The 14,336-nt window shown below is 61.5% G+C and carries 9 protein-coding genes; 3 read left to right on the top strand and 6 right to left on the bottom strand.

What is annotated here, in order from left to right; genetic code table 11:
- Positions 1 to 153 precede the first annotated feature (153 nt).
- The 4 genes from B2790_RS08420 to B2790_RS08405 form a co-directional block, all read right to left on the bottom strand.
- The gene (locus B2790_RS08420) at positions 154 to 2,568 is read right to left on the bottom strand and encodes a TonB-dependent siderophore receptor (protein ID WP_286918613.1); all 2,415 of its coding nucleotides are present in this window, start codon (positions 2,566 to 2,568) and stop codon (positions 154 to 156) included.
- Positions 2,569 to 2,865: 297 nt separating this feature from the next.
- Complete coding sequence (locus B2790_RS08415) at positions 2,866 to 3,822, bottom strand: FecR domain-containing protein (RefSeq protein ID WP_286918614.1); 957 nt, start codon at positions 3,820 to 3,822, stop codon at positions 2,866 to 2,868.
- Between the two features lie 4 nt (positions 3,823 to 3,826).
- On the bottom strand, positions 3,827 to 4,330 hold the full coding sequence (locus B2790_RS08410; RefSeq protein ID WP_025337253.1) for a sigma-70 family RNA polymerase sigma factor: 504 nt from the start codon (positions 4,328 to 4,330) through the stop codon (positions 3,827 to 3,829).
- 110 nt (positions 4,331 to 4,440) lie between these two features.
- The gene (locus tag B2790_RS08405; protein WP_286918612.1) at positions 4,441 to 5,130 is read right to left on the bottom strand and encodes a GntR family transcriptional regulator; all 690 of its coding nucleotides are present in this window, start codon (positions 5,128 to 5,130) and stop codon (positions 4,441 to 4,443) included.
- 204 nt (positions 5,131 to 5,334) lie between these two features.
- On the opposite strand from B2790_RS08405, the gene lapG reads away from it, so the two are divergent.
- Positions 5,335 to 6,096 (top strand): cysteine protease LapG, encoded by a 762-nt coding sequence (gene lapG, locus B2790_RS08400; RefSeq protein ID WP_170929341.1) that lies wholly within the window; start codon positions 5,335 to 5,337, stop codon positions 6,094 to 6,096.
- 10 nt (positions 6,097 to 6,106) lie between these two features.
- Positions 6,107 to 8,053, top strand: coding sequence for a cyclic di-GMP receptor LapD (gene lapD / locus B2790_RS08395; protein WP_286918611.1), 1,947 nt, complete (start codon positions 6,107 to 6,109; stop codon positions 8,051 to 8,053).
- 186 nt (positions 8,054 to 8,239) lie between these two features.
- Here the strand turns inward: lapD and B2790_RS08390 are convergent, their stop codons facing one another.
- Together B2790_RS08390 and B2790_RS08385 are read right to left on the bottom strand one after the other, a co-directional pair.
- Positions 8,240 to 9,616 carry an HlyD family type I secretion periplasmic adaptor subunit gene (locus tag B2790_RS08390; protein ID WP_038407794.1) on the bottom strand — a complete coding sequence of 459 codons (1,377 nt, stop codon included), beginning with the start codon at positions 9,614 to 9,616 and terminating at the stop codon, positions 8,240 to 8,242.
- Positions 9,606 to 11,762, bottom strand: a complete 2,157-nt coding sequence (locus tag B2790_RS08385) for a type I secretion system permease/ATPase (RefSeq protein WP_025337258.1) — start codon at positions 11,760 to 11,762, stop codon at positions 9,606 to 9,608. The genes B2790_RS08390 and B2790_RS08385 overlap by 11 nt, the downstream gene beginning before the upstream one ends.
- 980 nt (positions 11,763 to 12,742) lie before the next feature.
- On the opposite strand from B2790_RS08385, the gene B2790_RS08380 reads away from it, so the two are divergent.
- Positions 12,743 to 14,336: retention module-containing protein (locus tag B2790_RS08380; protein ID WP_286918610.1), on the top strand; the 1,594-nt coding region annotated here is incomplete at its 3' end.

The following is a 14,336-nucleotide window of genomic DNA, read 5'->3' as shown; positions in this document are numbered from 1 at the left end:
AGTAGGTCATCGTCAAGATTCAAATCCAAAGCCCCTGTCTGCGATGCAGACAGGGGCTTTGTCTTTTCCGGGGGGGCGCACTTTCAGGCGAGCGCGCTTCCCGTGTAGGAGCGGCCTTGTGTCGCGATCGGACGCGCAGCGACCACCATAGAGTCAGAACTGATAGCTGACCGTGGCACTGACATTGTGCTCTTCACCCATGTAGCAGTAGTTCAGGCTTGCACACGAGGTGATGTAGCTTTCATTGGTGAGGTTATTGGCGTTCAGGCGTACATCCATCCCCCGGAGGCCGACCTTGCCCAGGTCATAGCCGATCGAGGCGTCGAACAGGGTATAGGAGGGCACCTTCATGCTGTTTTCCGCATCCACCCAGCTGTACCCCACATACCGCACCCCACCGCCTAAGCGCAGGCCATCCAGCGCCCCTTGGTGGAAGTTGTAATCAGCCCAAAGCGAGAACATCTGTTTCGGTGCCTGGGTTGGCGAATTGCCCTTGTTATCCAGGTTGCCAGACACCAGGCTGGGCATCGACTTTGCGTACTCGATATCGGTAAAGGTATAGCCGCCCAGCAGCTTCAAGCTGTCGGTCAGTTGCACATGGGCCTCCAGCTCCAGCCCTTGTGAGCGCACTTGCCCTACAGGGCGATAGAAGTCCTCGTCAGGCTGCTTCGAGGCCAGGTTCTCCTGCTCGATGCGGAACACCGATGCGGTGAACAGGTTGTCGCTACCTGGCGGCTGATACTTGATACCAGCCTCCCATTGAGTGCCCTCGGTCGGTGCTAGAGGGCGGCCTTGCTGGTCCGATACGGTATTGGGGTTGAACGACTCCGAGTAGCTGACATAGGGCGCAATACCGTTTTCGAACAGGTAGAGCACACCTGCGCGGGTAGTGAACCTGGAGCGCTGGTCACTGACCTTGGTGTTGCTGTCGCGATTCTCCTCGGACACCTTCACCCAGTCCTGGCGCAGCCCCAACGAGAAGCGCCATTGGTTCAGCTCCACCAGGTCCTGCAGGTAAACGCCCGTTTGCTGCAAGCGCCGCTGGTAGCGGTTCTCGCCCAGCACCTGAAGGTTGCCGTTGCCGTACTGCGGGTTGCCTGCATCCAGCGGATCGACTGTGCCATAACGCCAGGCCACGTCGGCCTTGCGTCGCTGGTAGTCGGTGCCCAGCAGCAAGGTGTGTTTGGCGGCCCCGGTGAAGAATTCCGCCTGCAGCATGTTGTCGATGATGTACGAATGCAGGCGTTCGTCGCCGCCGGTATAGGCGCGGTTGAGGATATTGCTGTCGGCATCCGCCCAACCGGCGGAATACACCTGGTCCATCGACACGTCGGAATCCTGATAGCGGAAGTTCTGGCGTGCCGTGAACACATCGTTGAAACGATGCTCGAACTGGTAGCTGAAGGACTGTTGGGTACGCTCATAGTTGTCGATACCCGGCTCGCCCTCGAAGAAGTGGTCCGACAGGCGCAAGCCGTTGCGTTTGTGCAGCATGCCATCTGCGGGGTTACCGCCGTGATAGCCGCCGTTGGGGTCGTGTTGCAGGTAGGCCTGCAGGGTCAGCGAAGTGTCTTCGCTGAAGTCGATGCTGACGGCCGGCGCGATGGCGTAGCGTTCTTCCTTGTTGTGGTCGAACTGCGTGTCGGAAGCATCCGCCAGGCCTGTCAGGCGATAAGCGATACGCTTGTCGTCATCCACGGGGCCGCTGAAGTCGAAACCCATGCCACGCTGGCCTTGGGTACCGATGGTGGCCTGGACTTGATGGTAGGGGGTAAACAGCGGCTTCTTGGTGGTCAGCGCGACCAGGCCTCCTGGCGAGCTACGGCCATACAGTACCGAAGACGGTCCCTTGAGAATATCGATGCGCTCCAGGAAGTACGGATCCACCTGCATGGTGCTGTAGGTGCCGTTGTCTCCCATCGACTTGAGCCCGTCGACGTAGATGTTGTCCACCGAGCCGTCGTTGAAGCCACGCATGGCCACATAGTCATAACGATGGGTCGCCCCGTAGGGGTTGGTCAGTACCCCAGGTGTGTAGCGCATGGCTTGGGCAACGGTTTGTGAGCCTTGGTCGTCCATCTGCTGTCGGGTAACCACCGAGACCGATTGCGATGTCTCTACCAGTGGCATGCTGGTCTTGGTCGCCACTTGGCTATGGGTAGCGTTGTAACCCTCCATGCTGCCCAGTGCATTGCCGAGGGTGAAGCTACGGATATCGGTGTCTGGCAATGACAATGCAGCGCTTTGGGGTTGTGCCTGCAGCACGTAGCTGCGGCCGTCCTGGCTGACGGCTTCCAGGCCGCTGCCATTGAGCAACTGGTGCAGTGCCTGATCGGTTGAGTATTGCCCCTGCAGTCCGTTCGACTGCAAGCCTTGGGTGAGCTGGGGTGTGCTCGACAAGGTGATGCCAGCCTGGCGGGCGAACTGGTTGAGCACGTCATTCAACTGGCCGGCCGGGATCGCATAGTGGTGGCTCACCTGGGCCGTTTCAGCTGCTATGGACGGTTGCGTGAAGGCTGTCAGGCCCAAGGCGGTGCCAAACAGGGCAGCCCGGACTGCTTTGCGCAAAGGTGCTGAGTGCAAGACAGGTCGAAAATCATTCGCGTTGAAGGTGCGCGTGTGCACGTGGGCGGTAGGCATGAGGGGTCCGTTGAAGTGTGAGGGCAGGAGGTGTCGCTTACTGTCCTAGCCGGACCGGCATTCAAAACCCGTCAAAAAAGTTATTGGGGCCGCTACGCGCCCCATCGCCGGCAAGCGAGCACCCACAGGTATTGCATAGCCCTCAGGCCTTATGCGATCCCTGTGGGAGCTGGCTCGCCGGCGATGGGCTGCATAGCAGCCCTGAACGCAATAGCCCCCGTCAGTTCAGGCCAGCCCCTCCACGCGAACCCACCAGGGTGTACGTTGACGAAGCCGCACGGGCAGCGTCCGTGGCAGCAGTTGCAGCAGTTGCTCCGGGTCTTCGAGGCGGAATACACCCGACAAGCGCAAATCGGCAATATCGTCGCTGCAGCCCAGATAGCCATGGCGATAACGGCTGACCTGCGAGAGGAAGTCGAACAGGCGCATGTCCCGGGTGACGATCAGGCCCTCGGTCCAGGCCATTGCATCCATGTCCACCTGCTCGAGCCGGTGTGTACCCTGCGCATCCAGGCGCCAGTTCTGGCCGCTTTCGATCCATTGCAGCGGGCCAATGCCAGGCCGGTGTATCGCTACCCTGCCTTGGCTGACATTGACCTGCGTGCAGTCGCTGTCCTGGCGCGCCACAAAGCGCCCTTCGAACCCTTCCAGCAACGCGTCACGAGTTTGTACAAGCAAGGGACGCTGCCGGCTGCAGGCAATCATCAGTTCCCCCTGCTTCAGGCGGACCAGGCGCTGCTGGTCATTGAAGGCCAGGTCGACGGCACTGCGGGTATTGAGTTGCATCAGCGAGCCATCGGGAAGCGCAAAGCTGCGTCGTTCGCCCGTGCCGGTGGCGTAGTCCGATGTCCAGGCGTTGACCGCATCGAGGTCTTTTCCCAGCCATGCCGCCGTCCCCACCATGGCAACGCCACCAAGCAGCTTCAGCGCCTGCCGACGGTGCAGCCGGCGCTGGCTGGTCTCCAGGGTCTGCAAAGCCAGCCCGGCGCCAGGGACGGCACGCAGGTCGAGGTCCTGATGCAGGTGAATCACCCGTTGCCAGGCCTGTTCGTGTTCGTGGCGGGCAGTGCGCCATTGCCTGCACTGTTGCTGCAGGGCAGGGTCATGCCCGCTCTCGCGCAGCCTCAGCATCCACTGGATGGCCTGCTTGACCGCTGTTGCGCCAGGCTGTGCGGCGGTCATCATGTCAGCACTCGTCGCTGTAGCGCAGCAGGTAGCAATGGTAGAGCGCGTCGGCGATGTAGCGCTCCACGGTACGTACCGAGATGCCCATCTGGTCGGCGATGGCCTGGTGCTTCAGCCCCTCGCATTGGGCCAGCAGGAATGCGCGGCGTACTTTGGGCTTGAGGCCGTCGAGCATGCGCGCGATGCGCTCCAGCAACTCCAGCAGCAGCTCACGCGTTTCGGCCGAGGGGGCCTGTGCTTCCGGCAACTGTGCCAATGCCTCGAGATAGGCCCTGTGCAGTTCCTCGCGCCGCCAGTGGTCGATCACCAGCCCGCGCGCGACCGTCCGCAGGAAGGCCCGGGGAGTATTCAGTTGCAGGTGTTCGCGACGCTGCAACAGGCGCACGAAGGTGTCCTGGGCCAGGTCTGCGGCATCGGCGGCGTTGCCCAGCTTGCTGCGTAGCCAGGCATGCAACCAGCCGTGGTGGTCACTGTAGAGCGTTTGCACGGAATCGTTGCTGGGCATGGGTGAGGGCGCTGCCATCAATGGACATGAATGATAATTAGTCTCATTGTTGGCGGGAGCCGATCAATTTGCAACCCAGCCGACTGCACCATGCGCGCAGTCACTACCCGCTAGCGCCCCAGTTGCGTATCCAGATACTTGCGGATTACCCGCGATGCGTTATTCAGATGCCGTTCCAGCACCGCTACCGCTTCGTCCACCAGCTTGTCGCCAGCCGCATCCGCCAGTGCGTTGTGATCGTCCTGGGTGAGCTTGCCCAGGCCCATGGACGAAAGATGAAACCGCAGGAAGCGCTCTTCCTCATTCAGTTCGTCCTCGATCAGGCGCAGAAGCTTCTTGTTCGGCGCCTTGTTGTACAACGACATGTGGAACAGGCGATTGAGACGGCCGATTTCAGCGTGACGGGTTTCGTTTTCCAGTTGCTGGATATACCCGCGGGCGCTGGCGATGTCGCTGGCATCGAGCAGCGGAATGGACTGGCGCAGCGCCTCGGTCTCGAGCAGCACGCGCAGGGCATAGGTGTCCACCGCGTCCTCGCCGATCAACGACGCAACCACCGCACCCTTGTGCATTTCCACTTTCAGCAGCGATTGCGCCTCTAGCTGGCGCAGGGCCTCGCGCACGGGCATGCGGCTGACACCGAACAAGGTGGCGAGCTCTTGTTGTCTTACGGCAGTACCTGGGGGCAAGCGGCCATCAAGAATGGCACTGCGCAGGCGTTCTTCGATCACGCCACGGGCCTGGTGCGGCAACAGCTGCTCGCTGGCCAGCACATTGCTCAATTTGATTTTCTCGGCCACGCGACGTCTGCCTCAACGATGACTAAAGTTGGATCCAATGACACTAGTAACAGCTCTTGGGGGTGTCAAACCTTTACCGGTAATGGAACCGGCGCCCCAAAAGCGCGGCTATGGTGGATGAAGTCGCCAGCCAAAGGAAGCGGCCTATGGAAGGTTATAACCAGAAAGTGTAGGTCGGGTGACCGGCGGGTGCATGATTGCAGGGTGCCATTGTCTTTTGCCGTGGCAAGCCGCACCATCGCTGCTTTCGACTGGCCTGAACAGGGCTTCGCAGTGGCGATATCCTGGATGCTCAAAACTGTTGTGCAACGTGTCGGCCTTGCTGTGCTGCTTGGCAGCCTGCTGCTGGGCGGCTTGCACGCGGATTGGGACTTTTCCCAGATCAGCCGCAAGTCGCAGGCCCTTTATGGCCCTTTGGGTGCCGGGCAGGGCCGGATCGATGCCTGGCAGAACCTGATGGCCACGCAGAAGCAGGGTACGGAGCTTGAGCGATTGCAGGTGGTCAACCGCTTCTTCAACCAGCAATTGCGCTATGTCGAGGATATCGACCTGTGGCATGAGGTCGATTATTGGGCCACGCCGGTGCAGGCGCTGATCAAGGGCGCAGGGGACTGCGAGGACTACGCCATCGCCAAGTATTTCAGTCTGCGGCGCATGGGCATCCCCAGCGAAAAGCTGCGCATCACCTACGTCAAGGCGCTGCGGCAGAACCGGGCGCACATGGTCCTGACCTATTATTCAAGCCCACAGGCACAACCATTGGTGCTCGACAGCCTGATGGATGCCATCAAGCCGGCCAGCCAGCGTACCGACCTGCTGCCGGTGTACGCCTTCAATGGTGAGGGCTTGTGGCTGACGGGCGCCGCAGGCAACAAGAAGGTCGGCGATACCAAGCGGTTGTCACGCTGGCAGGATTTGCTGAAGAAAATGCAGGCCGAAGGGTTCCCGGCCGAGCCGGTCTACTGAAGGAGCACAGATGTCACTGTTCAAACAATTGCTGTTGGCCATTTGCCTGTTCCTGGTGGTCGCCTTCAGTGGCAGTTTCATGGTCAGCCTGGAAAGCTCGCGCAGCCAGTACGTCAACCAGTTGCGCTCGCACGCCCAGGATGCGGCGACCGCGCTGGCGCTGTCGCTGACGCCGAATATCGATGACCCGGCGATGGTCGAGCTGATGGTCAGTTCGATCTTCGACAGTGGTTACTACTCAAGCATCAAGGTTGTCGACCTGGGTTCCAATGCTGTGCTGGTGGAGCGCCACGCCGAGCCGGACCCCGGCGGTGTGCCGCGCTGGTTCGTGCACCTGATCGGCCTGGAAGCCGCCGGTGGCGATGCCATCGTCAGCCGCGGCTGGCAGCAGGCCGCACGCGTTGAAGTAATCAGCCACCCGATGTTCGCCATTGCCAAACTCTGGCAGAGCGCCCTGGGCAGCCTGGGTTGGCTGCTGCTGTGCGGCGCGGCCAGTGCGGTGCTCGGCGCCTTGCTCCTGCGTCGCCAGTTGCGGCCGCTGGACTACATGGTCGAGCAGTCCCACGCCATTGCCCGCCGCGAATTCCTCAGCCTGCCCGAGTTGCCGCGCACGCCGGAGCTGCGCCGGGTAGTACAGGCGATGAACCAGATGGTCGAGAAGCTCAAGGCACTGTTTACCGAGCAAGCCGAGCGCAGTGAGCGGCTGCGTGCCGAGTCCTATCAGGACAGCCTGACTGGGCTGTCCAACCGCCGTTATTTCGAGATGCAGCTGAACACGCGGGTGAGCAATCTGGAAGAAGCGCGCGCCGGCTACCTGCTGTTGCTGCGGGTCCAGGGCCTGGCGGGGTTGAACGCCCGTCTTGGCGGCCAGCGTACCGACCAGTTGCTACAGGCCGTGGGTGAGCAGCTGCGTCGCACCTGTGCCAGCTACCCGGAAACCAACGACCTGATTTCCCGCAGCCGTGGGGGCGAGTTCGCCGTGCTGGCGCCGGGTATGGTGCATGAAGAGGCGGTACAGCTTGCCCAGGCCCTGGAAGCGACGCTGCACAGCCTGCACGAAACGGGCGCCAGTGATATCGACCCGGTGGCTTGTATCGGCCTGGCGCCGTTCAGCCCCGGTGATTCACCGCAGGCATTGCTGAAGCTTGCCGACGAGGCCCTGGCCCGCGCCGAGAACCAGCCAACACCGGGTTGGGTATGCCTTGAACAAGGCGTGGCTGCAGTTGCCGCGGATAGCCAGCATGTCTGGCACGAGCGGCTGGACCAGGCGTTCGACAATGGGCATTTCGAACTGTTCTTCCAGCCAGTGGTGGATTGCGCTTCTGCGCAACGGGTACTGCACCACAAAGTGATTTCGCGTTTGCAGGATGGCCAGGGCGAGGCGCTGCCGGCCGGCCGTTTCCTGCCCTGGCTGGAGCGCTTCGGCTGGATGCCGCGGCTTGATGTGCTGGTGTTGGAGAAGGTGCTGGCGCACCTTCGAGGGCATGACCAGGTGTTGGCACTGAACCTGTCCGCCGCCACCCTGGCCGACCCCAAGGCCCTTCAGCGTGTTTTCGAGCTTCTGGGCCAGAACACGGCGCTCGGCCCGCGGCTGGTTTTCGAAATTGGCGAGGAGCAGTTACCTGAGCAGGCGGCCCTGGAGCAACTCACCCGGCGCCTGCACGCGCTTGGCTTCGGCCTGGCGCTGCAACGCTTTGGTGGGCGTTTCAGCATGATCGGCAACCTGGCGCACCTGGGCCTGGCGTACCTGAAGATCGATGGCAGCTACATCCGCAACATTGATCAAGAGCAGCACAAGCGGCTGTTCATAGAAGCGGTCCAGCGCGCCGCACACAGCATCGACCTGCCGCTGATTGCCGAGCGGGTCGAGACGGAAGGTGAGCGGTTGGTGTTGCGGGAGATGGGTGTAGGCGGGATTCAGGGGCAGTTGGTTGGTGAGCCTGCCCCCTGGCGCTGACCGGTTTTCGTGTTAGCCGGTTGATCAGCTTTCCGGAGCCTGACGCTGTACATGTGGGAGCGGCCTTGCGTCGCGAAAGGGCTGCGCAGCAGCCCCCGGTGATTGCAGTGCTACTGCCTGGGGCCGCGTTGCGGCCCTTTCGCGACACAAGGCCGCTCCCACAGTGTGGGTCGCGGCGTGTGCTTTTCAACGCTCGCGCAACGCTTCCGAACGCGCCTTCATGATCGGCTTAAGCAGGTAGCTCATGATTGTCTTCTTGCCGGTCATGATATCGACCGTCGCCACCATCCCCGGAATGATCAGCAGCGGCTTCTCGTCAGTGCCCAGGTGGCTGCGGTCGGTGCGCAGCTTGATCAGGTAGTAGGTGGTCTTCTTGTCTTCATCGGTGATGGTGTCGGCACCGATCTGCTCCAGCTTGGCCTTCAGCCCACCGTAGATGGTGTAGTCATAGGCCGTGAACTTGACCGTCGCCTCCTGCCCAGGGTGCAGGAAGGCGATGTCCTTGGGTAGGATCTTCGCCTCGATGACCAGTGAGTCGTCCAGCGGCACGATTTCTATGATGTCGCTGCCCGGCTGGATCACCCCGCCAATGGTATTTACCAGCAGCTGCTTGACGATACCGCGTACCGGCGAAGTAACCATGGTGCGGTGCACGCGATCATCCAGCGCCTTGCTGGTCGCCGTGGCCTTGTTCAGCTCGGTGCGCGCTTCGTTCAATTGGGTCAGCGCTTCGCTGCGGAATTTGCCACGGGTCTCTTCGATCTTGCTTTGCACCTCGCGAATGGCCGCCTCGGCACGCGGGATGGCCAGCGCCGTGGAGTCCAGCTGACCGCGGTTCTCCACTTCGGCGCGGCGCAGGCGCAGCACCTCAACCTGGGAGATCGCACCGGTGGCCACCAGGGGCTCGGACATGCTGATCTCCTTGCGCAACAACTGCAGGCTGTTGGCGTACTGGGCACGTTTCGAGCTGTATTCGCGCAGTTCCTGCTGGCGCTGTACCAGCTGCTGTTGCAGGCCACCAATCTCGTCCTGCAGTTGCTGGCGCCGGCTCTGGTACAACGACTCTTCACTGGCCGCCTGGCTTGGCGCGGCCTTGCGCAGCGCTTCGTCGATCTTCAGCGGGCTGTCCTCGACCTCGGCACTCAGGCGCTCGACGCGCAAGGCCATGGCCAGGCGGTCGGCCTCGGTTTCACCCACGTTGGAGGCGAAGCGGGTTTCATCCAGGCGCAGCAATGGCTGGCCCACTTCGACGATCTGCCCTTCCTTGGCGAAGATCTCGGCGACGATGCCGCCCTCCAGGTTCTGGATCTTCTGCACCTTGGACGACGGAATGGCCTTGCCTTCACCCCGCGTAACTTCGTCGATGGGCGCGACGCTGGCCCACACGATCAGGAACACGAAGAACAGGATCACGCCCCAGATGGTCAGCCGCACGACCCGCGGCGCATCTTCGATCAGGGCCTTGTTGACCTCTGGCAGCGGCTGGCCGCCCAGTGAATCGGAACCCTTGAAATAGCGCCGCAGGCCGTCCTTGAATTGCCCCACATCCAGCTTATGCAACACTGATCTGCCCCTTCTTCAGTGCATCCATGACCGCGGCTTTCGGGCCGTCGGCGACAATCTGCCCGCGATCGATCACGATCAGCCGGTCCACTAGCGACAGCAGCGAGGCACGGTGTGTGACCAGCAGCATCGTCTTGCCTTCCACCACCGCCTGCAGGCGCTGCTTGAGGCGTTCTTCGCCGGTGTTGTCCATGGCGCTGGTCGGTTCGTCCAGCAGCAGGATCTGCGGGTTGAGCAACAGCGCGCGGCCCAGGGCGACGTTCTGTCGCTGGCCACCGGACAGGTTCTGCCCGCGTTCACCCACCTGCAACTCGTAGCCGTCCGGGTGCAACCGGGCGAACTCATGCACACCTGCCAGTTCGGCAGCTTGCAGAATCAACTCATCCTCGATGTAGCGAGCCCCGCTGACCAGGTTATCGCGCAGGGTACCGGCCAGCAGCTGGATGTCCTGGGGCACGTAGCCGATGTTGTGGCGCAGTTCGCTGACGTCGATCTGGCGAATGTCCACGCCATCGACCAGCAGCGAGCCGCTATCGGCCTCGTACAGGCCGACGATGAGCTTGGCCAGCGAGCTCTTGCCCGAGCCACTGCGGCCGATAATGCCCACCTTCTCGCCGGGGCGGATGGTGAGGTTGATGTTCTTCAAGGCCTGATTCTGTTGGTTCGGGTAGGTGAAATCGACCCCCCGGAACTCGACGCTGCCCTGCAGCACCTTGCGGCTCAGCGGGCGTTCTTCGAAGTTGCGTTCTTGCGGCAGTTCCATCATGTGGTCGGTGGAGACCATGGTCACCTTGGCTTGCTGGTAGCGGGCGAGCAGGCCGTTGAGCTGGCCCAGCGGGCCGAGGGCACGGCCGCTGAGCATGTAGCAGGCCACCAGGCCGCCCATGCTCAGGTTGCCGTCGATGATCAGGTACACGCCGACGCAGATCATCGCCACGCCTGCCAGTTGCTGGATCAGCAGGGTGATGTTCATCGCCAGGCTCGACAGCACTTTCACCCGCAGTTCCAGGCGGCTGAGGGTACCTAGGGTTTGCTCCCACATGTACTGGCGTTCGCTTTCGGCGTTATTGACCTTTACCGCATCCAGGCCGGCAAGGGTCTCGATCAGGCTGGACTGGCGCTCCGAGGCCAGGGCCATGGTCCGTTCCATGGTTGCCATCAGTGGCCGTTGCAGGGCGTAACCGATGCCCAGGGCCAGCGGGAAGGCGATGATCGGGATCCACACCAAGTGCCCGCCAATGATGGCGATGACGATCAGGATCAGGACGGTGAACGGCAGGTCGATCAGGCTGGTCAGGGTCAGCGAGGCAAGGAAGTCACGCAGGCCCTGGAATTCGTGAATGTTCTGGGCAAAGCTGCCGACCCTGGCCGGGCGGTACTTCATCGACATGCCGACGATACGTTCGAACAGCGTTGCCGAAATGATCAGGTCGGTCTTCTTGCCAGCCAGGTCCAGGCACAAGCCGCGCAGGCCCTTGAGGATCAGGTCGAAGATGTAGGCACCGGCGATGCCGATGGCCAACACCCAGAGGGTCGAGGTGGCCTGGTTGGGCACCACCCGGTCATATACGTTCATCACGAACAGTGGCGCGGCCAGGGCGATCAGGTTGATCACCAGGCTGGCGGCGATGGCGTCGATATATAGCCACTTGCTGCGCAGCAAGGTATCGCGGAACCACGACTTCGCCCGCGGGATGAGGTTGCCGTGGTTGACGTCGAACTTGTGCTGCGGCTGGGCGAAGAATACCCGGCCACTGTAATCGCTTTGCAGGGCTTCGCGGCTGACATGCACCTCGCCGCCATCGCTCTCGCTGAGCAGCAGGCGCGCGGTGTCTTCGTTTTCCCAGCCCAGCAGCACGGCGCTGCGGCCTTCCTTGAGCAGCAACATGGCTGGCATTGCGATGCTCGGGATCTGCTCCAGCTTACGCTGCAGCAGTCGCCCCTGCAGGCCGGCCCTGGCAGCAGCGCGGGGCAGCAGCTCGGGGCTCAGGCGCTGGGCCGGCAGCGGCAGGCCGGTGGTCAGCATGACCCGGCTGGCCGGTTTCTGGTGCAGAACACACAGGCTCAACAGACTATCCAGCAGGGGATCGTCATGCTGACTGCGTGGATCGTGGCTGAGTTGGACTCGACTGACTTCGGATTCCACGCGGCTCTTCATCCTTGTGGTGGGTGGGGTGGGTGTGCCGCCGCTCAGGCGTTCAGTGGCGCTGCCAGGCAGTGGTCATGAGGCTACGGCACCCTGGCGCTTGGGCAACCGGCCAATGGTCGCCTTGAATCGGTATTGAGTAAACAATTCTACGGTCTTCATTCCTGGCAGACGATGCTGAGTGGTGGATGTTTCATTTTTGATCCAGTCAGCATCCAGCCCGAATTAATTTGCAGCATAGCCTGCCATTCGTCTGGCGGCAGAGGAGTTGTCGGTATCGACTTGTAGCTTGTCAATAAACAGGCGCTTATTTGTTGACGTCATTCAGTAACTAATTAGGCAAAATTTATTATTGGAAATCAGGTCGCTGACAGGCTTTGGCTCGACAATCGACTACGTTTTCTCATTTTCGGGCTGGCAGTATTTGCGCAGTGGTTCGCTATCTCTTTGATCTACGGCAAATCGGGTGCCGGATTGTGCAGCAGGGCGGGCTGCTGGCGCCGTGAGCTATCGTATGGCCGCGTTTTTGCCCGGCTTCCCGATCACTATCTGGCTGCCTTCAGGCAAGGTTTGTGCTTGTAACCAAGCAATGATCCGAGCGAGCGAAAAGTGACTTGGTTATTGACGCTTGAATCTTTGACAGCTACCGATGAGCGGTTGTCCTGCCGCATTCTTTGCGGTTACCTAGGCAGGAGGAAAGCTGCTGAAAGTACTCACTGAAGACGCTTTGGATGATGTACGACACTTGTCCTCAAGAAACGCATGGTTAAGATTCGAATATCAATGTGACATTACATTGCTGATTGTTTAGGATGGCAATCTATAAGGTCAATAGTTTGGCATTTGGTCAATTCCAAAAAGTTATAGACGGGATATTGACGCCAATAAGCGTCAAGAGATCATCGACATAGTTCCGCCTGAAGTGGTCTGCGAGTGCCGCTCTGGCAGGGAAGTACCCATCGGGTCACACGGAGAGTCCAATGAGCAGCGTTGTAGCCATCGTCAAAAGTATTGTCGGCCAGGTTATTGCGGTATCCCCAGAGGGCATTCGGCGTGTTCTGATCGAAGGGGACCGCCTGCTGGCCGGTGAGGAAGTGCTCACCGGCCCGGGTGGTGCAGTTACTTTGGAGCTGGCCGATGGCCGTCTGCTCGACCTGGGTCGAGACAGCCAGTGGAGCGCTGACGCGCCGGACAGCAGCACCGACCTGAGTCAGGCTACCGCGCAGGCCGCGCCGTCGGTGGAAGAGCTGCAACAGGCGATCGCTGCCGGTGTCGACCCGACTACCGAGCTTGAAGCGACTGCGGCTGGCCCATCGTCGGCGGGCGGTGGTGGCGCACTGGGCGGTGGCCACAGCTTTGTCATGCTCGAAGAAACCGCGGGCCGGGTCGACCCTACCGTCGGCTTCCCGACTGACGGGCTGGGCTTTGCTGCCGTGCTCGATGGCGAAGAGGTTGGCGTGCTGGATACCACCAGCAACAACCAGGTAACTACGCCGACGACGGATACCAGCGTTGCTACCGACCTGGTTCTTGTCGCTACCCCGTCCATCAGCGAAGCGGGTGGCGTAATCGTTTATACCGCTACGGTTGGCCAGGCACCGAGCACCAACCTGGTGGTCACCCTTTCCAACGGGGCCGTAATCGTCATTCCGGCCGGGCAGACCTCGGGCAGCGTCAACGTCGTGGTTCCGGCAAACGATACCCCGTATATCGACGGGGACCAGATTTCGGCGACCGTAACGAGCACCACCGGGGGCGGTGGGCTGACGGTGACCGTGCCGCAAACGCCGGCGGTTACCCAGGTTACCGATACCATCGACACTACCACCGCGACCCTGACCGCTTCGCCAAGCGTGACTGAAGGTGGCGTCATCACCTACACCGTGACCCTGAGCAACCCAGCGCAGACCCCGGTGACCGTGACCCTGTCCAACGGCCAGACCATTACCATCGAAGCCGGCAAGACCCAGGGCAGCGTTGACTTCCAGACCCCGGCCAACGACGTCTACAACAACGGCTCTACCGTCAGCGTCACCATCGAGGGCGCCACCGGCGGCAACTTCGAGCAGTTGGTGCCGAATCCGACTCCAGCTCAGACCACCATCAACGACTNNACCACCGCGACCCTGACGGCGAGCCCGTCGGTGACCGAAGGTGGCGTCATCACCTACACCGTGACCCTGAGCAATCTGGCGCAGACCCCGGTGACCGTAACCCTGTCCAACGGCCAGACCATTACCGTCGAAGCCGGCAAGACCCAGGGCAGCGTCGACTTCCAGACTCCGGCTAACGACGTCTACAACAACGGTTCAACTGTCAGCGCCACGATTACCAGTGCGACCGGTGGCAACTTCGAGCAGTTGGTGCCGAATACGACCCCAGCTCAGACCACCATCAACGACTCGGTCGACGCCACCACCGCGACCCTGACGGCGAATCCGTCGGTGACCGAAGGTGGCGTCATCACCTACACCGTGACCCTGAGCAATCCGGCCCAGTCGCCGGAGCCCGTGACCCTGTCCAACGGACAGACCATCACCGTCGAAGCCGGCAAGACCCAGGGCAGCGTTGACT

Origin of the sequence: Pseudomonas sp. UBA6753, assembly GCF_002453565.1 — a bacterium.
GTDB lineage: Bacteria > Pseudomonadota > Gammaproteobacteria > Pseudomonadales > Pseudomonadaceae > Aquipseudomonas > Aquipseudomonas putida_Z.
This window is presented reverse-complemented; position numbering and strand designations above follow the sequence as displayed.

What these genes read in the sequence shown, in the direction of transcription:
- lapD (WP_286918611.1), top strand. Translation starts at nt 6,107, where the DNA reads ATGTCACTGTTCAAACAATTGCTGTTGGCCATTTGCCTGTTCCTGGTG.
- B2790_RS08410 (WP_025337253.1), bottom strand. Translation starts at nt 4,330, where the DNA reads ATGCCCAGCAACGATTCCGTGCAAACGCTCTACAGTGACCACCACGGC.
- B2790_RS08415 (WP_286918614.1), bottom strand. Translation starts at nt 3,822, where the DNA reads ATGACCGCCGCACAGCCTGGCGCAACAGCGGTCAAGCAGGCCATCCAG.